Source organism: Streptomyces sp. SD15, from assembly GCF_054462255.1.
The window spans coordinates 234,065-259,007 of the sequence record NZ_JBTLMO010000001.1; the positions used below are offsets into that span (position 1 = coordinate 234,065).

At 70.1% G+C, this 24,943-nt stretch carries 21 protein-coding genes; 5 read left to right on the plus strand and 16 right to left on the minus strand.

Annotated elements, in window-relative coordinates; genetic code table 11:
• The first annotated feature begins 72 nt into the window (after positions 1–72).
• Positions 73–777 carry a GAF and ANTAR domain-containing protein gene (locus ACX28W_RS01045; RefSeq protein WP_458996830.1) on the plus strand — a complete coding sequence of 235 codons (705 nt, stop codon included), beginning with the start codon at positions 73–75 and terminating at the stop codon, positions 775–777.
• A gap of 227 nt (positions 778–1,004) precedes the next feature.
• On the opposite strand, the gene sbnA is transcribed toward ACX28W_RS01045, so the two are convergent.
• The 5 genes from sbnA to ACX28W_RS01070 are packed head-to-tail and all read right to left on the minus strand — an operon-like array spanning position 1,005 to position 10,071.
• Positions 1,005–2,036 (minus strand): 2,3-diaminopropionate biosynthesis protein SbnA, encoded by a 1,032-nt coding sequence (gene sbnA / locus ACX28W_RS01050; RefSeq protein WP_458996831.1) that lies wholly within the window; start codon positions 2,034–2,036, stop codon positions 1,005–1,007.
• A 37-nt stretch (positions 2,037–2,073) separates the two neighbouring features.
• Positions 2,074–3,147, minus strand: coding sequence for a 2,3-diaminopropionate biosynthesis protein SbnB (gene sbnB, locus ACX28W_RS01055; RefSeq protein WP_458996832.1), 1,074 nt, complete (start codon positions 3,145–3,147; stop codon positions 2,074–2,076).
• On the minus strand, positions 3,144–4,148 hold the full coding sequence (locus tag ACX28W_RS01060; RefSeq protein WP_458996833.1) for a TauD/TfdA family dioxygenase: 1,005 nt from the start codon (positions 4,146–4,148) through the stop codon (positions 3,144–3,146). The genes sbnB and ACX28W_RS01060 overlap by 4 nt, the downstream gene beginning before the upstream one ends.
• Positions 4,149–4,190: 42 nt before the next feature.
• Positions 4,191–7,454: a non-ribosomal peptide synthetase gene (locus ACX28W_RS01065; protein ID WP_458996834.1), complete on the minus strand. Its 3,264-nt coding sequence runs from the start codon at positions 7,452–7,454 to the stop codon at positions 4,191–4,193.
• 13 nt (positions 7,455–7,467) lie between these two features.
• Positions 7,468–10,071, minus strand: a complete 2,604-nt coding sequence (locus ACX28W_RS01070; RefSeq protein ID WP_458996835.1) for a Pls/PosA family non-ribosomal peptide synthetase — start codon at positions 10,069–10,071, stop codon at positions 7,468–7,470.
• 936 nt (positions 10,072–11,007) lie between these two features.
• Between ACX28W_RS01070 and ACX28W_RS01075 the strand changes: the two genes are divergently transcribed.
• Together ACX28W_RS01075 and ACX28W_RS01080 are read left to right on the plus strand one after the other, a co-directional pair.
• Positions 11,008–11,826: a methyltransferase gene (locus ACX28W_RS01075; protein ID WP_458996836.1), complete on the plus strand. Its 819-nt coding sequence runs from the start codon at positions 11,008–11,010 to the stop codon at positions 11,824–11,826.
• A gap of 139 nt (positions 11,827–11,965) precedes the next feature.
• Positions 11,966–12,142 (plus strand): CsbD family protein, encoded by a 177-nt coding sequence (locus tag ACX28W_RS01080; protein WP_458996837.1) that lies wholly within the window; start codon positions 11,966–11,968, stop codon positions 12,140–12,142.
• A gap of 411 nt (positions 12,143–12,553) precedes the next feature.
• On the opposite strand, the gene ACX28W_RS01085 is transcribed toward ACX28W_RS01080, so the two are convergent.
• Positions 12,554–13,153 (minus strand): TetR-like C-terminal domain-containing protein, encoded by a 600-nt coding sequence (locus ACX28W_RS01085; RefSeq protein WP_458996838.1) that lies wholly within the window; start codon positions 13,151–13,153, stop codon positions 12,554–12,556.
• A 97-nt stretch (positions 13,154–13,250) separates the two neighbouring features.
• On the opposite strand from ACX28W_RS01085, the gene ACX28W_RS01090 reads away from it, so the two are divergent.
• Together ACX28W_RS01090 and msrA are read left to right on the plus strand one after the other, a co-directional pair.
• Positions 13,251–13,997, plus strand: coding sequence for an SDR family oxidoreductase (locus ACX28W_RS01090; protein ID WP_458996839.1), 747 nt, complete (start codon positions 13,251–13,253; stop codon positions 13,995–13,997).
• Between the two features lie 210 nt (positions 13,998–14,207).
• Positions 14,208–14,720, plus strand: a complete 513-nt coding sequence (msrA, locus tag ACX28W_RS01095; RefSeq protein ID WP_266590675.1) for a peptide-methionine (S)-S-oxide reductase MsrA — start codon at positions 14,208–14,210, stop codon at positions 14,718–14,720.
• Between the two features lie 153 nt (positions 14,721–14,873).
• Here msrA and ACX28W_RS01100 read toward each other — a convergent pair whose 3' ends face one another.
• From ACX28W_RS01100 to ACX28W_RS01145, 10 genes are all read right to left on the minus strand, one after another.
• Positions 14,874–15,851 carry a sugar kinase gene (locus tag ACX28W_RS01100; protein WP_458996840.1) on the minus strand — a complete coding sequence of 326 codons (978 nt, stop codon included), beginning with the start codon at positions 15,849–15,851 and terminating at the stop codon, positions 14,874–14,876.
• Positions 15,852–15,861: 10 nt separating this feature from the next.
• Complete coding sequence (locus tag ACX28W_RS01105) at positions 15,862–16,770, minus strand: SMP-30/gluconolactonase/LRE family protein (protein WP_458996841.1); 909 nt, start codon at positions 16,768–16,770, stop codon at positions 15,862–15,864.
• Positions 16,767–17,402 (minus strand): bifunctional 4-hydroxy-2-oxoglutarate aldolase/2-dehydro-3-deoxy-phosphogluconate aldolase, encoded by a 636-nt coding sequence (locus tag ACX28W_RS01110; protein ID WP_458996842.1) that lies wholly within the window; start codon positions 17,400–17,402, stop codon positions 16,767–16,769. Before ACX28W_RS01110 ends, ACX28W_RS01105 begins: the two co-directional genes overlap by 4 nt.
• 27 nt (positions 17,403–17,429) lie before the next feature.
• Entirely contained in the window at positions 17,430–18,227 is a 798-nt protein-coding gene (locus ACX28W_RS01115; protein ID WP_458996843.1) for a hypothetical protein, read from the minus strand.
• Positions 18,221–19,366, minus strand: a complete 1,146-nt coding sequence (gene dgoD, locus ACX28W_RS01120; protein WP_458996844.1) for a galactonate dehydratase — start codon at positions 19,364–19,366, stop codon at positions 18,221–18,223. The genes ACX28W_RS01115 and dgoD overlap by 7 nt, the downstream gene beginning before the upstream one ends.
• Positions 19,363–20,124, minus strand: coding sequence for a FadR/GntR family transcriptional regulator (locus ACX28W_RS01125; protein ID WP_458996845.1), 762 nt, complete (start codon positions 20,122–20,124; stop codon positions 19,363–19,365). Before ACX28W_RS01125 ends, dgoD begins: the two co-directional genes overlap by 4 nt.
• Before the next feature lie 49 nt (positions 20,125–20,173).
• Positions 20,174–20,932: an SDR family NAD(P)-dependent oxidoreductase gene (locus ACX28W_RS01130; protein ID WP_458996846.1), complete on the minus strand. Its 759-nt coding sequence runs from the start codon at positions 20,930–20,932 to the stop codon at positions 20,174–20,176.
• 82 nt (positions 20,933–21,014) lie between these two features.
• Positions 21,015–23,126, minus strand: a complete 2,112-nt coding sequence (locus ACX28W_RS01135; RefSeq protein WP_458996847.1) for an alpha-galactosidase — start codon at positions 23,124–23,126, stop codon at positions 21,015–21,017.
• On the minus strand, positions 23,123–24,046 hold the full coding sequence (locus ACX28W_RS01140) for a carbohydrate ABC transporter permease (protein ID WP_458996848.1): 924 nt from the start codon (positions 24,044–24,046) through the stop codon (positions 23,123–23,125). The genes ACX28W_RS01135 and ACX28W_RS01140 overlap by 4 nt, the downstream gene beginning before the upstream one ends.
• Positions 24,046–24,942, minus strand: a complete 897-nt coding sequence (locus tag ACX28W_RS01145) for a carbohydrate ABC transporter permease (RefSeq protein ID WP_458996849.1) — start codon at positions 24,940–24,942, stop codon at positions 24,046–24,048. The genes ACX28W_RS01140 and ACX28W_RS01145 overlap by 1 nt, the downstream gene beginning before the upstream one ends.
• Position 24,943 lies beyond the last annotated feature (1 nt).

A 24,943-nucleotide genomic window follows, 5' to 3' on the forward strand; every position in this document is an offset into this window, starting at 1 on the left:
AGGGAGGCCAGGTGGCAAGATGGGACCGCGGATGAGGCGCGATGGCGCTTCAACAGATAAGCAGGTGGGCACATGTCCCATGAGCCCGGCGAGGTCTGGGAGCGGTTTGCGGTCGCCTTGGCGGAAATGGCGCGGGATCTGCTGGCACAGGACTCGGTCCAGGACACTTTGGACCGCATCGTGGAGCATGCGACGGTTCTGATCAACGGATGCGACGACGCCGGCATTCTCACCGTGCGGCGGGGTGAAGTGCACGCCCTGGCGGCGACGAGCGACGTGGTGCGCCGCGCGGACCGGATACAGCAGGATCTGAGGGAAGGCCCGTGCTTCGACGCCGTGACCGAGCGCCGGCAGGTCTACACCATCGAGGACTCGCGGCGGCCGCATGAGCGCTGGTCCCGCTTCGCCCCCGAGCTGAGGAAGCTGGGCATCGGGAGCGTGTTGGGTTTTCTCCTGTTCACCGAGGACGACGAGCTCGGTGCTCTCAACCTGTACTCCCACCGGCCGGACACCTTCGACGAGGCCGCTCGGCGTGCCGGCTGGATCCTCGCCTCGCACGCGGCCGTGGCCTTCTCCGCGTCTCGCACGCACCAGCAGCTCGGCCACGCCTTGGAGACCCGTCACGAGATCGGCGAGGCCATGGGCATCCTCATGGAGCGCCACGGTCTGAACGAGGACACGGCGTTCAAGGTGCTCAAGAAGGCGTCCCAGGACCACAACATCAAACTGCGCGAGATCGCCCGCCGCATCTGCGAAACCGGCGAGAAGCCCGGCTGACCGCTCCCGGGCACGGGACAACGACCGCGTTGCCGGTCACCGCCGCCCGAATCCAGCAGGTCGCCGTCACGACGAATCCCTCGGACCCTTGGACGGCCTCGAGCAGGAAGCCGTCGACTCCGGAGCGGAGGCGCGTGTGCGTAGGGGGACGGCTGGGGTCATCCGGCCGCTGGGCAGTCCGCGGCCGGATTCGGCGTTGGTGTACGGCCCGAGCCTGCTCCCAGCCGTCAGCTCTGCGGATTCCGGCGTCGGCCCGGTCTCCGCGGCATGGGCTGGGCTTCCCGGGAACCGGCGGTCACTTCCTCCGAGTCGAGTATCTGGTCGCCGTACACATCCTGTATCCAGGTGGTCTGGTAGACCGTGTCGAGGTAGCGCTCTCCGAGGTCCGGGGAGATGGACACAGCGGTGAGGCCAGGCGTTTCGTTCTGAGCCAACCAGTCCATCGCGCCGCTGACCACCGTTCCGGTGGAGCCGCCGAACAGGAAGCCGTGTCCGGCCAGACGGTGGCAGGCGCGGATGGTGTCGGCCTCCTCGACCCATATCACCTCATCCACGTAGGACTCGTCCAGCAGCGGCGGGCGCATGCTCATGCCCAGGCCGGGAATCAATCGACGGCCCGGCTCACCGCCGAAGGCCACCGAGCCGACGGTGTCCACCGCGATGATCCGCACGGGCCGGTGCCACTGGCGGAAGTAGCGCGCGCAGCCCATCAGGGTTCCGGTGGTGCCCGCCCCGACGAACAGCACGTCCAGCTGCGGGAACTGGAGGGCGATCTCCGGCGCCGTCTTGCGGTAGTGCGCCCGCCAGTTGCCCGGATTGGTGTACTGGCTGAGCCACACGTATCGGTCGTCGGAGGAACACAACTCGCGTACGTAGTCGATCCGCGCGCCGAGGAATCCGCCGTTGGCGTCCAGGTCGGCGATGACGTGCACCTCGCCGCCCAATGCCTCCATCAGCAATCTGGTCGACAGATTGCAACGGGAGTCCGTCACGCACAGAAACCGGTAACCCTTGCTCGCGGCAATCATGCTGAGCGCTACACCCAGGTTTCCGGACGAGGACTCGACCAGAATCGAATCCGGCATCAGGAGTCCGTCCCGCTCGGCGGCCTCCACCATCTCTACCGCGGCCTTCAGTTTGATCGAGCCCGCGAAGTTGAAGCCCTCGCACTTCAGGTAGAGGGAGCGCCCATAAATCGGCTGGAGGTCGACATAGAGTTGACTCTCGTTGAAGGCATGGGGATCGGAGATGACGGGCACGCTGGCCTCCTGATGCCAGGGCTGACGGACAGGGTGATCAGCCGTATCGGCGCAGTTCGTGGAAGAAGTCGTCGATGAGGCGGAGGTGTCCGGCCCTGGCCACTTCGTCGTAGACGTACTTGCCGACAGCGAGGTCGAGGACACCGAGTCCGAACGGCGAGAAGATCACAGGCCGGTCGGTCGGAAGAGTGATCCTTCCTGTCATGACATCGTTGAGGGTGCCGTCCAGGAAGCCGCGGTTGCCGACGAGTTGCTCGGCCAGGTGGGGAGAGGTGTCGGCTTTCAGACAGTGCTCGACGTCGTCGACGATGTTGGCCGAGCCGAGCAGGATGTCGGGGGCGAGATCGCGCAGCGACACATGCAGGACCACGGGATGGTGGGTGAACCACGCCGGGTCGGTGACGTGGGGCTTGCCTGCGATGGTGGCGAAGACCACCAGGTCGCTGGAGCGGATCAGGTCCTCGGCGCTGCCGTGGCTGACGACCTGGCCGGTGGTGCCGGCCTGCTGCAGATAGCCGCAGAAACCGGCGGCGCTGTCGGCGGACACGTCGTGCACACCGATGGTGTCGAAGGTCCAGCCGGTGCCGGCCAGGAAGGTGTGGATGTAGCGGGCGATCAGCCCCGTACCGAAGAATCCGATACGGGTGGGGCGGGGCCTGGTGCGGGTGAGCCAGTCCGCCGCCAGCGCAGCGGATGCGGCGGTTCTGGTGGCGCTGATGATGGAGCTTTCCAGACAGGCGAACGGATAGCCGGTGTCGTGGTCGTTGAGGATGAGGACCGCGGAGGCTCGGGGCAGGCCTGCTTCGACGTTGGCGGGGAAGCTGGAAACCCACTTCAGGCCGTCCACGCGTACCGGCCCGCCGATGGAGGCCGGCAGCGCGATGATCCGGGCTGTGGGGCGGTCGGTGAAGCGCAGGAAGTACGACGGGGGATTGACCGAGTCACCGGCGCCGTGCAGCCGGTAAGTGGCCTCGACCAGTTCCACGATCTGCTTCTCACGCCCGGCGAGCGCCTGCTGCACCTGGGCACCGGAGATCACCGCGAAGGACGGCGCCGAAGGCGGATGGGAGGCGGTGCCCCCGGCGGTGGCGGGGGACGTCACAGGGTTCATCGCTGACTTGCCTCCGGGGTCGGGCGGCCATCGGCCAGTCGCTGGGGCTCGGCCATGGCGACCAGCACCTGGCGCTCCCCTGTGTAGGCCTCTCTGCTGTGTGCGGTGCGAATGTTGTCGACCAGCATCACGTCACCGGCCTGCCAGGGCTCGCGTCGGGTGTGGTCCTCGTACGTGGTGTTGAGCAGCTGGACGATGTCCTCGCCGATCGGAGTGCCGTCTCCGAAACGGGTGTTGAACGGCAGTCCGTCTGCGCCGTAGACGTCCACCAGGTACTCGCGGACCTCCGAGGCAAGCGTCCACTCGTTGAGGAAGGCGATCTGGTTGAACCAGCAGCGCCGGCCGGTGAGAGGGTGCCGTACCACCGCGCTGCGGCGCTGCCGCGTGCGCAGGGACCCGTCGGGCTGCCAGGCGAAGTCGATGGCCTGGGCGCGGCAGTACTTCTCGATGGCAGCGTGGTCGTCGGTGCCGAACGACTCCGCCAAAGACGCCCCGATCTCGTCGTTGTAGCTGCGGGTGAGCAGCCAGCCCTCACGCTCGAACCGCTCACTCAGCGCGGCGGGCAGCGCCTGGAGCACTTCTTCCGCGTCGGCCACCGCGGTCGCCCCGCCTTGGCCGGGCGCGCCGAGACACGCGAAGAGCATCAGGCCGGGGACCTCCAGCAGGTAGCTCAGCTCATGGTGCATGCACATCGGCTGGTTGGTCGGCCAGGTGGTGGAGGAGTACAGCCCGGGGGCGTAGGTCTCCCGGGGGGCGAAAGCCTCCCTCTCCGTCATCAGAGAACCGGCCAGCTTCGTGAAGACCGCACCGACCTCGTCCGGCTCCCGCAGCCCCAGACCACGGACGAGAACCACTCCGTGCTCGGTGACCAGCGTCCGCAGCGCGTCGCGGTGCTCCGCCGCCCACCTGGACGCCTCGACAGGGGCGTCGACACGCAGGATCGGCGGCTTTCCCGATGGCATTTCCACCTCAAGCGTGGATGCCGGGGATGAGAACGACATCTCGTTTTCCTTTCGTTCGTCACCGGGGAGACTCAAGGACGTTCAGGAGGGGGCCGGCACTTCGACGGCGTTCAGTACGGCCTGCGCGGCTTCGGCCGGACGGGTGCGCAGGAAGTAGTGGCCGCCGTCGGCGAGCTCGCGCAGGTTCACCTGCTCGGCCAGGAGCCGCCAGTCCCGGTGGCGGTCGGGGAAGTCCTCCGTGTTCGGGTCGTCGGCGGCGACGACCACGGTGACCGGCGCGGAGAGCTTCACCGACGGCGGGGATTCCAGGACATCGGCGAAGTAGCGGTGGGCGGACACGCAGTCGTGCCGGTAGGCGGCCCCGACATGCTCGGCGTGCTGTGCGCTGATCTCACCGAGCTCGGTGTAGCCGCTGTCGGCGCTCAGCCTCGCGGCGATCTCGGCGCCGCTCTGCCTCGTCAGTTCGGTGATGGCGGCGCGCCGGTCGATGGCCGTGCCGAGCAGCTGCGCGCCGAGGAACACCCGCGGTACATCCACCCCGCGCTCCTGCAGCCTTCTCGCCGTTTCCACGGCGGGCGCGGCGCCCGAGGAGTGGCCCCACAGCATGACCCTGGTCAGGCCACGCCCGGTGATCTCAGCGATGACCTGCTCCACCACCTGCGCCATCGGCGCGAACGGCTCGTTACGGGCGGCGAGATCGTGACCGGGCAGTTCGACGGCGTAGACCGCCGGCCCGCTGCCCGCCAGGGCGCTCGCCATCGGCTGGAAGTTGACCGCGTTGCCGCCTGCGTAAGGGAAACACACCAGGGCGCACTCCGGCGCACCCTTCGCTTCCGACAGCGGTTGTAGCAGCTCTGCACGCTGCGTGGCTGTGCCGTCGAGGAGCGTGGCGAGGTCGGCGAGTTTCGGGTGACGGGTGATGTCCTTGAGGGACACCGCACGGTCCAGAGCGATGCTGAGTTTCACTGCCGACAGTGAGGTGCCGCCGGAGTCGAAGAAGTGGTCCTGCCGTCCGATCCGGTGCCGGGGGACGCCGAGCAGCTCGGCCCAGGCGGCTACCAGCTTCCGCTCGGTCGGGGTGCGCGGGGCGCGGTGATCGTCCCCGGCGACATCGTTTTCCATGCTCGGCGCGGTCTGTTCGGCCAGCGCGGTCAGGGCCTTTCTGTCGATCTTGCCGTTGGCGGTCAGCGGCAGGCTGGGCTGCCGGTGAAAGGCGGTCGGGACCATATAGGCGGGGAGTGTGGCGTCCAGCGCCTGACGCAGCGCCGCCGTCTCCTGGCACCGACCGGTGTAGAAGGCGATCAGGTGCCTGCTGTCGCCGGCAAGCTCGGCGACGACCACCGCGGCGTCCCGCACTCCGGGAACCCGCAGCAAGGTGTTCTCGATCTCACCGATTTCGATACGGAATCCGCGGATCTTGACCTGGTTGTCCCGGCGGCCGAGGAACTCCAGCTTGCCGTCGGGATGCCAGCGCCCCCAGTCGCCTCCCAGGTAGAGCCGCTCGCCCGGCCGGTACGGATCACCCAGGTACGCCGCCCGGGTTCGTTCGGGATCATTGACGTAGCCCCGGCCCACGCAGACCCCGGAGAAGGCGATCAGCCCGGGGGCGCCCAGCGGCACCAGCGACAGCTGCTCATCGACGACGTACACCTGCACGTTGTTGACCGGACGCCCCAACAGCACACGGTCCGGCACCTCGTCCATGACCTCGTGGTTGGTGTCGTCCGAAGTCTCGGTCAGCCCATAGGCGTTGACCAGTTTGATCCCCGGCTGAAGGGCGAACCAGCGCTGGACCAGTTCCCGCTTCAACGCCTCGCCGGTCACCGACACACATGCCAGGTCGGGCAGTTCGCGGGGATGCTGCTCCAGATAGGAGACCACCACCTCCAGATAGGAGGGCACGACCTGCACCACCGCGACCCGGCCGCGGACCAGCGTGTCGACGAATCGCTCCACGTCCACGATCACGTCCTGCTCGACCAGCAGTGTCCGCCCGTCCACGAGCAACGCGGCCACCAATTGCCACAGTGAGATGTCGAAGCACTGCGGTGCCGTCTGCGCCACCACCTGCCCCGGACCGATCTCCAAGTCATCGATCTTGGCGTACAGATGATTGAGCATGCCCGCGTGCTCGCACATCGCCCCCTTCGGTTCCCCGGTGGAGCCGGAAGTGAAGTACATGTACGCCAGCTGATCGGCCGTGACCTTCACCCCGACGTCACCGTCGGCGTGCTGCTGCGCATACGCCTCCTCGACCAGCAGCCTCTCGACGTCCGGCAGCGTGTCCAGGGCCCGGTCGAGGGCCTGCTTGCTGCCGGACTCGGTCAGTACCATCCGGCAGTCGGCTCGCGACAACGTCGCCGCGATACGGCCGGCCGGAAAATGCGGCTCGATCGGCAGATACACGCCTCCGGCCTTGAACACCGCCAACACCGCGGCCAGCCAGTCGAGATTGCGCTCGGTGACCACGCCCACCACGTGTTCCCGGCCCAGTCCGCGCGCCAGCAGCGCCCGCGCCAGCCGGTTGGCCCGCGCATTGAGCTCCCCGTACGTCCATGAGTGATCGCCGTGCACAGCCGCCACCGCCTCCGGATGCGCCCGCACGCGCTGCTCGAACAGCTCATGCGCCCGCCCTTCCGGCAGCTTCCGGCGTGGCCCGGCGAGCCCCTCGATCTGATAGCGCACTTCTTCGGGCGACAGCAGACCCTGCCGCGTGTGCTCGGCGTCCACGTCAGTCGCCATCGCGCCCAGCGCGGCCAGGTGATAGCCGCCGATCCGGGCCGCGCACTCGGCATCGAGCACGTCCGTGCGATACCGCGACAGCATCACCGGGCGCCCGTCCCGATCACACCAGCCCACCCTCAGCACGGCGCCGTCGACCAGCTCACCATCGGTTCCGACGGGGTCGAACACGAACTCGTACGACGGCTCTGTCGCCCCCAGCTCCCGTCGCAGCTCCTCCACCGGAAACTCCCGATGGGCCAGCAATTCCGCCTCGACGCCGCAAGCGCTCAGCACCAACTGGCGCCACGATCCGGGTGCGACGGACAGTCGGCACGGCAGCGGACCGTCCACCGGCGCGGCGACGTAGCCCGTCGTCACCTCCTGCTCGCCCGACAGCGCGGCCAGCACCTTGGCATGAGCGGCGAGCAGCACCGCGCTCACCGGCACGCCCAACTCCACCGCCAGCCCGCGCACCGCTTCGAACACATCGCCCGGTACCACCGTCTGGTGCACGGCCACACCCGCCACCGGCTCCCGCACCCACCGTGGCACGGGGGTGGAACCACCGGCGGCCAGCACACCGCTCCAGAAGTCTCGGTCCGCCTGCACGTGCGCTCCCATCGAATGGTTTTCCTCAACCCGCCGACGCCGCAGCGTCGTTCGTCGCGGACGTTCCTACTGCCGTGGCCGAGTCCATGCCGCGAGGTTGAGTCGCGGCATACGGAATCTCCGCGGCGGGGTTCCCGCCCCACCGTGCGTCCGGGGGGACTTCCTCACCTTTCATGAGGAAGGAATCGGTTTCCATCTCGGCTCTGTCACCCATCGTCACGCCGTAATGCACGTGCGCGCCGACCCCGAGGGTGCAACTGGCGCCGAGAACGCTGTAATCCGACTTGAAGGTGCCGTCCTCCTGCGAATGGCACTGGATTTTGCTCCCGCTATTGAGCGTGCAGTCATCACCAATGGTGGCGAGCGTCCGCTCCGTGATATAGCACCCGTCGTCGAACACCCTGCTGCCGATGCGTACCCCCAGCATTTTCCAGATCATGTTCTTGAAGGGGGTTCCGTTGAAAACGTTGAGGTATTCGTCCGGCACCTTCCAGACGCGCTCCTGGAGCCAGAAGATCGGGTCGTATATGGAGCACAACTGGGGACGCAGCGGGCGGAAGGAAGCGACGCAACGCTCCACCAGGACGTAGTAGATGGCGGTGAATCCGAGGGTGAGTGCCAGGAACGCGGCAATCACCACATGCTCGAGCGCACCGTACAGAGCGAGGGCCGCGAGGCCGAGCGCCGTGAGAGCGACGGTGTGAAGCCAGCGCAGGAGCAGGAAGAGGGCCATGGAGCGGAGGTTGTAGCGGTTCTTCGCGGCGAGATTGCGGCGCAGTTCGTCGCCGGTCCGGAGATGGTCGAACCGTGAGTCGCGCTCCACCGACCGGGGAATCTCGAAGGGCGGTGAGCCGAGCAGTCCGACCCCTTCGCGCATCTCACCGTCGAGGGGAACCAATACCTTCGTCGCGAGCAGGCAGTTGGCACCTGTCCTGGCTCCCGCGGGAAAGGCGATGTTGTTGCCCAGAAAGTTGTGCGGTCCGATGGATGCCCGGGATACTACGAAGGATGTGCTCGAGTAGTCCGCATTGATGATGGAGATCCCGTCGGCCACCATCGTTCCCGTGCCGACGGAGGCCAGAAACGGGGTCTCGTGCTGCAATTCCGTGCCGAAGTTCGACCCGGTCTGCTCGACCTGGGACAGGTCGTATCCGATGCGGCGAAGGTAAGGGACGATGTAGGAGCTGTCGCCGAGGAGCCAGGTGAAGAACTTCAGGTTCGTCATCCTGGATATCGTCCGGTGTGTTGCGTAGTGGAAGCCGTAGAGCGGATAGACCTTGTCGGGCTCGACGACCAGATTCAGCAGCCGTGGAACGACGAACACGACGGCGATGCCCACGACGACGGAGCCGAAGAACAGCAGGGCGGATACGGCCATCGTGTCGAGGAGGAACTCCAACGACATGACGTGGGCCGCCTCGCCCCTGAACCACTTGCCGAACGTCGGAACCTCGGTGACGAGCATGTACACACCGCCGACCGCCAGCGGCATGTACAGGAAGAACAGTTGAAGCAGGGTGAGCAGGCCGAAACCGAACCGGCGCGGCGCGCCGCACGGAGCTGGTGCGACCCTCACGTAATCGGTCTCCGTGGCTTGTGCCGGGGACCCGTGCCGGCGCTCGCCGTCCGGGATCGCTTGGCCTCGGTACAAGGCGGACGTGTGACCCAGCTGAGCACCGTCGCCCATCGACGTGTCGATGTCGAGGACGGTCTTCTCCCCTATGTACACGTCCCGGCCGAGCGTGACCCGTCCGGTCTGGATACGCCCGGCTTGCGCGCGGTAGCAGAGGAAGGACGAGTCCTTGCGGATCACCGTACCGGCGCCGATCGTGAGCAGGTCGGCGCAGACCGGGATGGAGGGGGAGAGGATCGTGACTCTCTTGCCGATCCGCGCGCCGAGCGCCCGGAGATACAGCACATACAACGGATTGCCGACGAAGAAGATCATGGGGTTGGCGTGGAGCAGCACCTTGACGATCCAGAAGCGCAGATAGGTCAGACCCCAGATCGGGAACTCACGGGGTTTCCAGCGTCCGATGAGGATCCATTTGGCCATGATCGGGAAAGCGCAGAGTGCGACGAATCCGATGCCGGCGAACAGGACCGCTCGCAGATAGATGCCGAGGACACCTGAGCCGGCGGCAACCCACTCATAGCCCTGAGCGGTGACAACGCCGGTGACGAAGGAATACCCAAGGAAGAACAGCAGTTGCATCGTGCCGCACAGGGCATAAGCCGGTGTACTCGCCGTTGTGATCGGTGTCGGCGACACCTTGGGCTCAGTTGCCGACGCCGGAAGCGATGAATCGACGGGGGCTGGAGAAGCCTCCGCGAGAGCCGCGGCCAGGCTTCGGATCGTGGGGTTCCGATAGATGTCCTTCATGGACACGGACGGAAGATCCGGTTGCTTCCTGATCCGTGCACAGAATTGAGCCATGACCAAGGAGTTGGCGCCCAGGTCTTCAAAGAAGTTACTTTCGGCCGCTATTCGTTCGGCGCACACAACTCCGGCAAGTACTTCGGAAAGTCTCCGCTCGGTGTCTGTCGTCGTCGGGTCGGCACTCCCACGCCCGGCGACCCAGGGCTCGTCCGGCCCGGGTATCAAGATGTCGGCAGACATCTCTTCCATTCGAGCTCCTAGATGAAAGGCCGACACCATTGGCCGGCGGCGGCCGGTCCGGTGTCGTCGCTGGGCAATGGCCGAACCGCCCAATCCGAAGGCTGTGTGACCTTGCGCTATTGCCTGATCACGAAGCCATCCGCTTCAGTCTGGATCGGCCATCGTCGGGTTGCCACTCGAAGGCGATCACGAGGACAAGACAGAAACGCCCGCCAGGCCGGTACTTCCGGGCTTCTCCCCACCGCTGGGGAGAGCGAGCACGTCACCCGAATGGGCCTTCGCTCCAGCAGGCGAGGCGTCGAATCAGCTCCGCAGCACGTCGGCTCGGCACTCGGGCAGTCCGATAGGTAGGGACAACGGCAGTCCGAGGGGTAGGTCCTGGGCCCGACGCGTCTCGACCCTTCGGCGACCGGGTCACCGCATTCGTCCACGGCTGTACCGCACTCGCCTGACGCGCTGCCCGCGCGAACATTGCGGCCGGCCGCCGGGGGCGGAAGATTGAGCTCATGACGATCCAGGGCATCGTCGAGCCGACCATCGCGTCGGGGGACGAGATCGGCGTGCACGTGGCGGCCCACGTCGATGGCGAACTCGCCATCGACATCGCCGCGGAGATCATCTATCGCGTCGCCGGCCGCCCCGTCGACGAATCCTCCGCGACAACGTCACCAGGGCGCTCGGCATCGAAGGCGACCACGCGTTGCTGTCCGGGACCGCCCTCTTCGCCGCCCCGTGTGGCCGGCGGAAGGTCCTGCCCCCGTCGGTGCGCAGGGGCGGTTGCCTTGTTCGCCGGGCTGTGGATCACCCGGCAATCCGGCCGTACCGATCGCCCCCCCCGTATGCCCGTACCTGGCGGCCCGTACCTCTGCCGCACGCCCTCGGCCGGGACCGCTGCGTCGCCCACCTCGGACCCCGTACGACCCACGCGAAGAAGGAGGCCCCAGGATGACCGCATCCCGTACCACCAATCGCGCCCGCCTCGGCCACAGACTCCGCTATGCCTCCCAGCACCCCGACCGCGTCGTGCCGTATCTGCGCCGGCTCGGCCGCGACTGGAGGCTGCGGCTCACTGCCCGCGACCATGTGGCCTACTACCGCGCGGTGATGAAGGCGGACACCGCCAAGAGCCCGTCGGCCGCGGTGGGGAGCGCGACCGAGGACCGGTGGCTCGCGCTCGGCGAGATGCAGTTCGACTATCTGCTGCGGCACGGGCTCGCCCCCGAAGACCGCATGCTGGAGATCGGTTGCGGCGGTCTTCGCGCAGGCTGGCGCTTTATCGAGCATCTGGACGTCGGGCACTACCACGGCATCGACATCTCCCCCGAGATCCTCCTCGCGGCGGGCGACACTCTCGCCGCACGCGGACTCCAGGCGAAACTCCCCCACCTCACCCTCGTCCGCGATCTGCGCCTCTCCGCCCTGCCCTCCGGGTATTTCACGGTGGTGCACGCGCACAGCGTGTTCTCGCACTCGCCGATCGAGGTCATCGACGAGTGCCTGCGCCACATCGCGCGGGTCATGGCCCCGGACGCGTTCTTCGACTTCACCTTCAACCGCACCACGGGGAAGGAACACCACGTTCTGCGCGAGGACTTCTACTACCGGGTCGAAACACTGACCGAGCTCGCTGCCTCTCACTCGCTCTCGGCCTGCCTCATGGAGGACTGGGAGCAGTTGCCCCACAAGCAGTCCAAGATCCGCGTCAGGCGCGGAGACGCCTCGGGCGCCCAGGAAGTCGGGACCGGTGAGCGCCTGCAACGATGACCGAACGGTTCGGTCCGAGCCGGGCGCGGGTCGGCATGACGATCACGGTTTGCGGTGTCCCGCGGGCGGGCGCAGGGTGAACACAGATGCAGGCCCACCGGGGCCGCACCCCGCCGGATCCGAGAGGACAGCGATCCTGATGAGCAAAGGCAAGGCCAAGACGACACAGCTGAAGGGCAGGCTCAAGGAAGCCCTCGGCAAGGCCACGGGCGACAAGTCCACGAAGCGGGAAGGCCGGGGCGAGAGGCTGAGCGGCCAGGCGCACGAGTTGGCGGAGAAGGCCGCCGAGCAGGTACGGAAGATGAGGAGGCACTGACCCTGGAGCCGTCGGGAGAGTCGTCACTGCTTCTGGGTGGCGGTCGCAGGTGATTGCGTGGCAGTTCCCGCGCCGCGACCATCGCCGTCCGCCGGATCGCGTCCAGTCCGCCGACGCCGCCGGCGTGCGGTCCGCGCACCACGGTGGGCTCGCGGCGCGCAAACGGCGCCGAACAGCGTGCCGACCTGCCGTCCGCTGGTGTGCCTCGCCGCGGAAAGTCCAGGACGCGCCCGGCGCATCCGCCAGGGCCGCACCGAGCCGGCCCGCGGTGAGCGACCGGGCGACCGGGCGACCGGGCGACCGGGCGACCGGGCGACCGGGCGACCGCGCCAGTGTGCCGCGCAGCAGCCGACCGTGGTGTGCGGCCGACGCGCGAGCACCTCAACGCGGTCCAGCTGACGCCCACCCGCCTCACTCCTGGATGCCGCGCAGCAGGTTGCGGATCAGGGCGTCGGCGAAGGCCGTGTCGAGCGCCTCGTCCGGCAGCAGGAGGCGGTGGTAGCAGGCGCCCCAGAGCTGGTCCACGACCACCTGGGGGTCGACATCGGTGCGGATCTGACCGACGCGCTGCGCTCGGGTGAGCCTGTCGACCGCGAGCCGGCGGCGCGGGTGGGTGTAGTGCGTCGCCAGGGCTGCGGCCAGGGCGGGGTCGGTTTGCGCCGCGCCGACGAGTTGGGCGATCACGGGTCCGGCGGGTGGTTCGGTGAGCAGGCCGACGAAGGCGTGGAGCTGGGCGGTGAGGTCGCGCTCGATGTCACCGCTGTCGGCGAACATGAGGGTGTCCTCGACGGCTGTGAAGTAGGCGTCGAAGGCCAGGGCCCCCGGCGAGGACCACCACTTGTACAACGTCATCTTGCTCGCCCCGGCGCGAGCGGCCACCTTCTCGAAGGTGATCTCGGCCAGTCCTGCCTCGAACAGCATCGCACCGGCGGCCTCCAGCACCGCCTGGCGCACCTGCGCAGCCGGCCGACGGCCGCGGCCGCGCCTGATGGGCACCTTCGGTTCCTCCATCTGCCCTCCCCTCTTTTCCTTCAGGCTTGCAGTATATGGACAATCGGTCTACATTTTTTTATGGACGGATGGTCCATAAATGACGGGAGACAACCCCATGGAAGGCACCACCGAAACCGCACCACGCGTCGCGATCGTCACCGGCGCCTCCGGAGGCATCGGCCGCGCCATCGCCGAACGCCTGGCCGCCGACGGCCTCTCCGTGGTCGTGCATTACGGCAGCGACCAGTCCCGCGCCAAGGAGGTCGTGGCCGCCATCGCGGCAGCCGGCGGGGTCGCGACCGCGATCGTCGGCGACGTCGCCGACGAACACCAGATGAAAGCGCTCTTCGCGACGACCGAGCAGCTGTACGGCGGTGTCGACGTGGTCGTGAACACGGCCGGCGTCATGCAGCTGGCACCGATCGCAGAGCTCGATCTTGCCGACTTCGACCGCATGCACCGCACCAACGTGCGCGGGACGTTCGTCGTGTCCCAACTCGCCGCCCGCGCCCTGCGCCCCGGCGGCGCACTGGTCAACTTCTCCACGTCCGTGACCCGGCTGCAGCAGCCCACCTACGGCGCCTACGCCGCCACCAAAGGCGCTGTCGAGGCGATGACGTTGATCCTGGCCCGCGAGCTGCACGGCCGCGATGTGACCGTGAACGCCGTTGCGCCCGGCCCGACTGCCACGCCGCTGTTTCTGGACGGCAAACCGCAAAAGGTCATCGACGGCATCGCGGCCCAGTCTCCGATGGAACGCCTCGGCACCCCGGCCGACATCGCCGAAGCCGTCGCGTTCCTGGCCGGGCCGGGCCGCTGGATCAACGGCCAGGTGCTCTACGCCAATGGCGGTATCGCCTGAACCCCGCACCATCGAACTGACCCCGACCGCGGCGGTTGACAGGACGAACATGTGAAGAACAGCGCGGGGCCGCGGGGCCGGTTGGGCGGGTACAGAAATTGTTTGGAACCCTCACGCGTTGATGCAGCCAGAGGGTACGGGATGCCGACGGTGTGCGAGCCGAGCCGAGCAGCACGAGCGACCCAGGCGACGGATATTGGAGGGGCCAAAATGGCAGCGCAGACACAGAGGGCCGTGCTGGCGGGCGGATGCTTCTGGGGAATGCAGGACTTGATCCGCCGGCAACCGGGCGTGACGGCGACCCGGGTCGGATACACCGGGGGTGACGTGCCGAACGCGACGTACCGTAATCACGGGACCCACGCGGAGGCCATTGAGATCCTTTTCGACCCCGAGAAGACCGACTTCCGCGCGATCTTGGAGCTCTTCTTCCAGATCCACGACCCGAGCACCAAGAACCGCCAGGGCAACGACATCGGTCTCAGCTACCGCTCGGCGATCTACTACGTGGATGACGAGCAGAAGCGGATCGCCGAGGACACCATCGCGGATGTGGACGCCTCCGGACTGTGGCCGGGCAAGGTCGTCACCGAGGTCGAGCCGGTCGGCCCCTTCTGGGAGGCCGAGCCCGAGCACCAGGACTACCTGGAGCGTTACCCCGACGGCTACACCTGCCACTTCCCGCGCCCGGGATGGCGGCTACCCGCCCGCGCGGAGGGCTGAGAGCCTCGCGTGGACGGGGTGGGCATCGGCGGTGAACTCCTCGCTGTGAACAGTGAGATCGACCGTGTGCATGGGCCGCACGGTAACCCGGCGGTCCGCCGCGACACGTCACTCCGCGGGAGGAGGCACCCCGGACGGTCCCGTCCGGGGGAATCAGTCGATCACGGCGGCCCGCCAGGTCGCCTCGTCCGCGTCCAGGAGCGCCGCGACGAGGGCGGGGTCCGGCAGCGGGCCGTGGTCGGCGGCGACCCTCAGGGCCGAGGCCGCGGTCAGATGGCCCAGCCGCAGGGCGCGGTCCACAGGCAGCTGCCGCAGCAGGCCGCTGAGGAATCCGGCAGCGAAGGCGTCGCCGGCGCCGACCGGTTCGGCAACGCGCACGGTCAGGGAGGGCACGCTGCGGGCAGTGGCCCCCACGAAGGCGGTGGCGGCGCGGTCCCCGTCCTTCACGACGAGGACGCGCGGGCCGGACAGCAGGTCCCGGACCCGTTCGGCGTCGGTGATGCCGTCCCCCCACAGGGCCTGGGCCTCGTCGAGGCCGACGAGGACGATGTCGGCCCGGTCCGCGAGCGGCCGCAACACGTCGGCGGCGGAGCGTCCGGCCCACAGCGCGGGGCGGTGGTTGACGTCGAAGCTGACGGGCCACGGGCGGTCGGGGCGCAGCGCGCGTTCGACGAGGGCGCGGCAGCCGGGCGACAGGGCGGGGGTGATGCCGCTGAGGTGGACGAGCGCGGCACCCGCCACCGCCGGGTCGTCGAGCACGTCGGGGGTGAGGGCCGAGGCGGCGGATCCGGCGCGGTGGTAGTGGACGCGGGTGCCGTGCGCGCCCGGGTCCTTGAGCAGCAGTCCGGTGGGCCGCTCGGGGTCGGTGCGGACGCCGCTGACGTCGACGCCGCCCGCGGCGATCCGGGCGCGGACGCGGCGGCCGAAGGGGTCGTCGCCGACCGCGGAGACCCAGCGGGCGGGGATGCCGTGGTCGGCGAGGTAGAGGGCGACGTTCGACTCGGCGCCCGCGATGTCGACGCGCAGCAGGTCGGCGCCGTCCAACGGCCCGAGGGGGTCGGGGGCGAGGGCGGCCATGGTCTCGCCGACGCAGACCACGGGGCCGGGGCGCAGTGGCCGGTGGGTGCTCATGGTGGGCTTCCTAGCGTGTGTCGGCGCGTTCCGCCGCCGGGGCCGGAACGGAGGGGACCGCCGGGCGGTACGGGGCGGTCGGGGCGCCGGGGACGTCCACCCGGACCGCGAAGACGGCACCGTCGAGGGGTCCCGGGGCGGCCAGGCCGATCTGCGCGCTGGTGACGAGGAGCGTACGGCCGTCGGGGCCGCCGAGGCAGAGTCCTGCGGGCTGCCCGGCGGGCAGGTCGACGATCCGGTCGAGGCTGCCGTCGGGGCGGTAGCGGTGGACCTGCCCGATGCCCCAGACGGCGGTCCACAAACAGCCCTCGATGTCGGTGGTCATGCCGTCGGGGCTGCCGGAGCCGAGGCTGACAAAGGGTTCGGGGGTGCCCGGGTCGCCGCTCACGGGGTCGACCGGGTAGCGGCGGATGACGCCCCGGGCGCTGTCGGCGAGGTACATGACGGTGCCGTCGGCGCTGAAGGCCGGGCCGTTGGGAATCGTGACGTCCCGCAGGACGCGGGTGACGCGGCCGTCGCGGTCCAGGCGGTAGAGGGAGCCCGCGTCCTCGGTGGCCTCGTACGCCATGCTGCCCGCCCAGAAACGGCCGTGCGGGTCGGCGACGCCGTCGTTCATCCGCATCGGCACGGGTGCGCCGTCCTCGGGGCCCGCGATCCAGTCGACGCGGCCCTCGGGGTCGATGCGGCAGATGCCGGTGCCCGCAGCCGCGATCCAGTGGCCGGGGCGCCCCTCCACCGGTGCCACGGCGCCAAGCGGGCAGGGCAGTTGGGTGATCGGGGCGAGCGGCGCGTCGGGCCCGTCGGGCACGGCGAGCAGCCGGCCGGTGAGGATGTCGGTCAGCACGGCGCGGCCGTCCGTCCAGCGGATGCCCTCGCCCAGTTCGAGCCGGTCGGTCCCCAGGACCGCGGGGGCGGTCACGGGCGGGCCTCCGGGCGGACGACGTCCAGGAAGGCGCGGGCGCGCTCGCGCAGGGCGGTGGGGTCGCCGCCCGCGGCGGCGTCGCCGATCAGGGGCGATCCGACGCCGACAGCCGTGGCTCCCTCACGCAGGTAGTCGGCGGCCGCCGCCGCGTCCACTCCCCCGACGGGCACGAAGGGCAGGTCCGGGAAGGGGCCGCGCAGGTCACGCAGATAGCCGGGGCCCCCGGCGCTGCCTGCCGGGAAGAGCTTGAGGGCGTCGACGCCGAGCCGCCGTGCCTGAAGGACGTCGGTGGGCGTCATCACTCCGGCGAGCACGGGGAGTCCGAGTTCCCGCCCGGTGGCGATGCCGTCGCTGACCCCCGGGGTGACGAGGAAGGCGGCCCCGGCCTTCTGGGCGGCCCGGGCGTCGTCGGAGCTGAGCACGGTTCCGGCGCCGAGCGTCGCGTCGGGGCCGAGCGCGGCGCGGGCCCGCGCGATGACGTCGAGCGCGTCGCGCCCGGAGAGGGAGACCTCGATGAGAGTGACGCCCTCCTCGGCGAGGGTGAGCACGGTGGTCAGTGCGGCGTCCGGGTCGCTGCCGCGGACGATGGCGAGCAGCCGGTGGGCGCGCAGCGCGGCGAGCAGGTTCATCCGACATTCCCTTCTGGTGATGGGGGTTCAGGGGCGGCGGGTCGCGGTGACGGTGAGCCGCCAGGCGACCTCTCCGGTCGGCGGCACGACGGCGGTGTCGCCGTCGTCCGCCGCGGCACGGTCGAAGACGCGGCCGAGCATCGGCTCGACGCCGATCGAGCGGTACGGCGCTCCCTGGGGGAAGCCGCCGAGGTTGCGCCACAGGGCGACCGCGACCGGCTGTCCGTCGGCCTCGACGGACAGGTGCAGCGTGTCGGCGCCGTCGTGCACGGACACCCGGGAGGTGAGGACGACCGCTCCGACGGCGCTCCCGTCGTCCGGGCCGAGCCGGTCCAGCGGTACGCCGTCGACGCTGGGCCAGTTACCGGCGACCCAGCGGTCGCCCTCGTCCGGGTAGAGCCGGGTCACCGCCGGTCCGACGATGCCGATCCGGGCGGCCGGGGAGAGGTCCAGCAGGGCGTGGGCGGCCCACACGAAGCGGTAGCCAGGCTCGGCGGCGAGCGTGTAGTCGACGACGACCGCGTCCCCTCGCTCGCCGATGCGTCGGGTCAGGCGGAAGTCGGGGCACTCCGCGACGTCTTCCTCCCCCGCCCTCCGCCAAGGCCGCGACCAGGTGTCCCCGTGGTCGGGCAGCCCGCGCACGGTGGGCACGCACTCCTCCAGCCCGCCGGCGTCGGCGAAGGGGTCTCCGGGCCGGACCACGCGGCGGCGGGGCTCGTCGCGGTGCCACAGCCACTCGCGGCCGCCCGCGGTCAGCGACGTCCAGCGTCCGCCGTGGTCCGGGTCGGTGGCGACGCGGACGGGCAGCCGCGTGGCGCTCACCATTCGGCGAAGGAGCCGTCGGTGTGCCGCCAGACGGGGTTGCGCCAGGCGTGGCCGGACCGGTCGGCGGCGCGAACCGCGTCCTCGTCGACGGCGATGCCGAGTCCGGGCAGTCCGGTGCGATGCGCCTGGCCGTCGACGAAGCGGAAGGGCTCGGTGTCGACCAGGTAGGACAGCAGGTCGGCGTCCTTGTTGTAGTGGATGCCCCGGCTCTGCTCCTGAATCAGGAAGTTGGGCGTCGCGAAGGCGACTTGGAGACTGGCGGCCAGCGCGATGGGACCGAGCGGGCAGTGCGGCGCCAGGTGGGCCCCGAAGGTCTCGGCGAGCGAGGCGATCCGGGTGACCTCCGATATCCCGCCGGCGTGCGACAGGTCCGGCTGGGCCACGGCGACGCCCGCGGTCAGCACCGGTAGGAAGTCGGCCCGCCCGTAGAGCCGTTCGCCGGTGGCCAGCGGCACGGACGAGGCGGCGACCAGCCCGGGCAACAGGTGTGCCTGCTCGGGCAGGACGGGTTCCTCGACGAACAGCGGGTGCAGCGGGGCTATCTCGTGGAGCACACGCCGCGCGTTGGCGGCGCTGAAGCGGCCGTGGAAGTCGACGGCGATGTCGCGGTGCGGGCCCAGGGCCTCGCGGGCGGCCGCCATGCGCTCGACGACGGCGGCCGTCTCGGCGGGGCTGCCGATCGGCGGGGTGCGCCCGGCGGCGTTCATCTTGACGGCGGTGAAGCCGGCCTCCACCTGGGCGGTGACCTCCTCCTTGAGCCGCTCGGGTTCGTCGCCGCCGACCCAGGCGTATACCCGGACGGTGTCGCGGACCGGGCCGCCGAGCAGGGTGTGCACCGGCACCCCGAGGGCGCGGCCCGCGATGTCCCACAGGGCCTGGTCGATGCCGGCGACGGCGCTGGAGAGGACCGGCCCGCCCCGGTAGAAGCCGCCCTTGCTGAGCACCTGCCAGTGGTCCTGGATGCGCAGCGGGTCCTGGCCCACCAGGTACTCCGCCAGCACCTCGACGGCTGACCGGACCACCTCGGCCCGGCCCTCCACCACCGGCTCGCCCCAGCCGACGACGCCGTCGTCGGTCTCGATGCGGCAGAACAGCCAACGGGGCGGGACGAGGAAGGTCTCGACGCGCGCGATCTTCACTGTGACTGGCCGTCCTTCTCCTCGGCGGAGCCGTCCGCGCCCTCGGGCGCGGACGGGCCGCTGAGCTTGTCGAGGTCGCGCGTCGCCTGGTCGAGCAGGGCGCGCATGGCGTGTTCCGCGGCGTCCGGGTCCCGGTCGCGCACGGCGTCGAGGACGGCTCGGTGGCTGGGGACCGGGTCCTCGCTGTGCGGGGCGCTGTGCACGAGCTGGTCGCGGTGGGCCAGGCCCGACTCGATGACCATTTCCATGCGTTCCAGCAGTTCGTTGTGGGTGGCCGCGAGCAGCGCCCGGTGGAAGGCGAGGTCGGCCTCGACGGCGTCGCTTGCGCTGCCCTCCTGGCCCATTGCGGTCAGTGCCGCCTCCAAGGCCTTGAGGTCGGCGTCGGTGTGGCGGGCCGCGGCCAGCCGCACGGCGGCGGGTTCGATGATGCCGCGGACCTCGCCGAGGTTGCGGAGCAGCGCGGGGTCGGCGCCGGTGCTGTTGCTCTCGGACAACTGCCAGCGCAGCACGTCGGCGTCGAGCAGGTTCCAGTCGGAGCGGGGCCGGACAAAGGTGCCGCGCTTCTGCCGGGCGTCGACCATGCCCTTGGCCGCGAGCACCTTGAGCGATTCGCGCAGGGCCGTCAGGCTGACGTCCAGTTCGCTCTGCAGGGCAGCCATGTCGAGCGTCGCTCCCTCGGGGATCTCGCCGCTGAGCACCCGGCGGGCGAGGGTCTCCACGGTCTGGCCGTGCACTCCGCGGCGTGCGTAGGGCGGCATGTGTTTGCCTTTCTTGCTGGTCGGTCGGTGGCTGGAGTGGTCGGTTCCCTCAGGCGGAGGCCTTGGTGACGCTCCAGCCGCCGTCCACGAGCAGGCTCGATCCGGTGATGTAGGAGGCTTCGTCGGCGGTGAGGAAGGCGACGGCGGCGGCGACCTCCTCGGGGGTGCCGAAGCGGCGGGCCGCGGTCTCGGTGATGCTGAGCTCGCGGTCGGCCTGCGGGACCCGGTCCCAGGCGGCGGTGAGAATCGGTCCCGGCAGCACGGCGTTGACGCGGACCTCGGGGCCGTACTCGACGGCGAGCTGGCCGCACAGCGACAGCAGCGCTCCCTTGCTCGCGGCGTACGCGGGGTGGCCGGGGATGCCCCGGTGGGCGTGGACGGAGGAAACCAGCACCACGGACCCTTGGTGCTCGCGCAGGTCGGGCAGTGTCGCCTTGACGCCCAGGAAGGCGCCGGTGAGGTTGACCGAGAGCTGCCGTTCCCAGGAGGCAAGGCTGGTCTCGTGGGCCGGTGCGACCGCCACCGTGTACGCGTTGCTGACCAGGACGCCCACGGGCCCGAAGCTGTGGGCGGCGGTGATCACCCGCTGCCAGTCGTCCTCGTTCGCGACGTCGGCAGCGACGAAGAGGGTCCGGGCCCCGTCCTTGCGCAGCCGCTCGGCGGTCTCCTCGCCGCGTTCGGCGGCGATGTCGACCAGGACGACGGCCGCACCCTCCGCGGCGAGGCGTGCCGCGGAGGCCGCGCCGATGCCCGACGCGGCGCCGGTGACAACGGCGACGCGGTTGCTGAAGCGGGCGGCTGCGTTCATGGGGTGGATCGTCTCCTGTTCGAGAGGGAGGTGGGGTGCAGATGTTCGAGATGCAGGTGGGGTGCAGATTCTTCCGCTGTCGTCACTGCCGGGCCAGGACGGTCAACTCCGCGTCGTGTCCGGCGGTCCAGGCGAACGGCAACCCGAAGTGGAGCAGGTGGGCGCCGCGGTAGCGGGTGCCGGTCGCGGTGTCGGTGTAGACGGCGTCCGGCCTCAGGCCGCGCAGCCGGAGCCGGGCGGCCCGGCCGGGCACCAGGGGCGCGCCGTCGAGCGGGCCGGTGTTCCAGGCCGTCACCACCAGGCGGGCACCGCCCGGTTCCTCGTACTGGATGCCGCAGGTCGGGTCGGCGGGGTTGCCGAGCAGGCTCACCTCGCCGTGGTGGACGATGTCGCGGATCTCCTTGTAGCGGGCGATCCACTCGGTGGCCTCGGCGCGCTGCTGCGGCGTCCAGTGGCGTATGTCGGCGCCGATGCCCAGGACTCCGGCGATGGAGTTGACGAACCGGAAGGCGAGGGAGCGGGGGCGCGGGTCGAAGACGCCGGGGGCGTCGGTGACCCAGGAGCTCATGGTGTGCGGGGCGTGCGCGTGGAGGTAGCCGTACTGGATGCGCAGCCGGTCCATGGGCGCGGTGTTGTCGCTGGGCCACACCACGTCGGTGCGGGCGAGGGTGGCGTGCTCGACGCGGGCACCGCCGCCGGCGCAGCCCTCGACGGTGACGTGCGGGTGGGCGGTGCGCAGGTGGTCCAGGACGCGCAGGTAGCCGGCGACGTGGGCGGCGTCGAGGTCCTGGAGCTCGGGGTCGGGGCCCGCGGGGTGGCCGGGGCGGCCGCGCTCGGTGGGCGGCCGGTTCATGTCCCACTTGAGGTAGCTGATGGCGTACGAGCCGAGCAGCCGGTCGAGGGTGCCGATGACGAAGTCCTGGACGTCCTCGCGGCCGAGGTCGAGGAGAAGCTGGTTGCGTACGAGCGTCGCGGGCCGGCCCTCGATCCGGTACACCCAGTCGGGGTGCTCGGCGTAGAGCCTGGAGCGGGGGCTGATGCCCTCGGGCTCCACCCAGAGGCCGAAGTCCATGCCGAGGGCGCGGACGTCCTCGACGAACCCGTCGAACCCGCCGGGGAATTCGGCCGGGTCCGGGTCCCAGTCGCCGAGGCCGCCGGTGTCGTCGGGGCGTCTGGTGAACCAGCCGTCGTCGACGACGAAGAGTTCGGCGCCCAGTTCCGCGGCCGTCTTGGCGAGCTCCAGCTGCCCGGCGGCGTCGACATCGAAGCCGGTCGCCTCCCACGAGTTGTAGAGGACCTTGCGGGGCCGGTCGATGCGCTCGCCGGTGAGGTGCCGCTCGTAGCGGTGCCACACGCGGGCCAGCCCGTCGAGCCCGTCCGGGCTGAAGGCGCAGGCCAGCCGGGGCGTGACGAGGGTGGCGCCAGGGGCGAGGCGGACCGCGCCCTCGTGGGGCACGCGGCCGGCGCGCACCCGTACGGCGCCGCCGGGCTCGGCGTCGGCGGTGATCCGCCAGTTGCCGGACCACTCCAGGGCGATACCGTAGGTGGGGGTGGCGCCCTCGGCGGGGGCGGCGGCGTCCTGGACGGCGAGCCAAGGGTGGTACGCGTGCCCGGCCGAGCCCTGCGTGCTCTCCATCTCGAAGCGCCCTCGCTCCAGTTCCACGTCCTTGAGCTGGAACTCCTGGGACCACTGGCCCGCCAGGTACGTCAGTCGCGCACCGCCCTGCACGGGTACGTTGACGGCGGCGGAGTCGAAGCGCTCCAGGCGTACCTCGTCCTCGCCGGTGCAGGTCAGCTCCGTCCAGCGCAGGACGACGTCGGTGCCGGGCACCGTCTCGTAGTGGAGGGTGGTGCGCAGGCCGAGGAGGTCGTCGGCGAACTCCAGGCGCAGCGCCCGGTCGCCGTCCTGCGTGGCGCCGGTGAACCGCCACCAGCTGCCACGGTCGCCGCCGGGGCGGGAGGCGATCAGGTCGGCGCCGGTGAACGGCCGCAGCCCGTACGGGATGTACTCGGCCGGGGCGGCGTCGGCGGGGATGATGAAGTGGGTGCGCCGCGACCAGTCCATGGGCGACGGCCCGTCCTCGACGCCGTGCGGCCCCCAGGCCGCGAGTTCGGCCCAGCGGCCGTCGCCGCCGAGGGTGACGGCGTAGGCGGTGGTGTCGGTGCGCAGCAGCCACCGGTCGTGCGGGGTCACTTGACGGCTCCGAGGTTCAGTCCGGCCACGAAGTAGCGCTGGAAGCGGAGGAAGACGGCCACCGTCGGGGCGGCGGCGATCACCGAGCCGGCCGCGATCACGTTCCACATGGACACGTACTGGCCCTGCAGCCCGATGAGGGAGGCGGTGATGGGCATCTGGGTGTCGGTGCGCAGCACCGTGATGGCCCACAGCAGGTCGTTGAAGATCCAGGTGAACGACAGCGCGGTCAGCGCGGCCAGCGCCGGGCGGGCCAGCGGCAGGATGATCCGCCAGTAGATCTGCCACGGGTTCGCGCCGTCGATCACGGCGGCCTGCTGGATCTCGCCGGGGATCGCCCGCATGAAGCCGTGCAGGACGAAGACGTAGAAGCCGACGCCGAAGCCGACATGCACGCCGATCAGGGCGTACAACTGGTCGTAGATGCCGAGCACTTCACTGAGCTTGGAGACCGGGATCAGCAGGATCTGCGGAGGCAGCAGGTTGCCACCGAGCATGAGCAGCAACAGGACGCGCCGGAAGGGCAGGTCGTAGCGGCTGAGCGCGAAGGCCGCCATGGAGGCGAGGCCGAGCGAGAGCAGCACGGTGGGGATGGTGACCAGCAAGCTGTTGATGAGGGCACGCTGCTGGCCGCCGTCCACCCACGCCTGGCGGAAGCTGTCGAAGGTGAACGAGTGCGGCCAGCTGCCGACGCCGTGCGCGGCGATGTCGTCGAACGTCCGGGTGCTCGTGACCAGCACGAGGACGATCGGCAGCAGCCACAGCACGGACAGCAGGCCCGCGGTGAGGTGGAAGCCGGTGGTGCGCAGGGCACGGCCGCTCAGGACAGGGCGGCGGGGCGCCGCGACCTTGGCGGGGCCGGCCCGGCCCGCCGGGCCCTCGGCGTCCTTGACATGCGCGGTCGCGTCAGTGGCGGTCATCAGTCGGCCTCCCGGAAGGCGCGCACGAGGTAGCTCGCGATGACGCCGAAGGCCAGCACGAAGATCACGACGGCGAGCGCGGAGCCGTATCCCAGACGCAGGGACTGGAACGCGGTGGAGTACATGTAGGTGCTCAGCAGTTCGGAGGAGTGGTAGGGGCCGCCGCGGGTGAGCGCCCACACCACGTCGAACGAGCGCAGCGAGTCGATGACGATCACCGACAGGACGACCGCGTTGACGCTGCTCAGCTGTGGCAGGGTGATGTGCCGGAACTGCTGCAGGCGGGTGGCGCCGTCGACCTTTGCCGCCTCGTACAACACGGGGTCGATGCCCTTGAGGCCGGCCAGGTACAGCACCATCACATAGCCGACCTGGCGCCACAGCGCGGGCACGATGACCGCGTAGAAGGCGGTGTCCTGGTCGGCGAGCCAGGCGTGCTTCCAACCGCCGAGGCCGATGCCCTCCAGCACGTTGTTGATCAGGCCGTCCGGCTGGTACATGGCCTGCCACACCAGCGCGGTCGCGACCAGTGAGAAGACCACCGGCAGGAAGAGCGCCGCCCGGTAGAACCCGATGCCGCGCCGCTCCTGCTGGAGCAGCAGCGCGGCACCGAGCCCGAGGGCGGCGGAGAGCCCGCCGAAGAGCAGCAGCCACAGCACCGTGTTGATCGCGGCGGTGCGGAAGACCGCGTCGTGCAGCATCTCGCTGAAGTTGCCGAGGCCGACGAACTCCGGGGCCCCCAGGCCGTCCCAGGAGGTCAGGGAGAGGTAGAAGCCCTGGAGGGCCGGCCAGAAGACCCAGAACGCCTCGGCGAGCAGCGGGACGAGGACGAAGGCCAGGACCACCGGGGGCACCCGCGTGGCCCTGGACCGTCGTGTGGAGCCGATCAGCGCCATT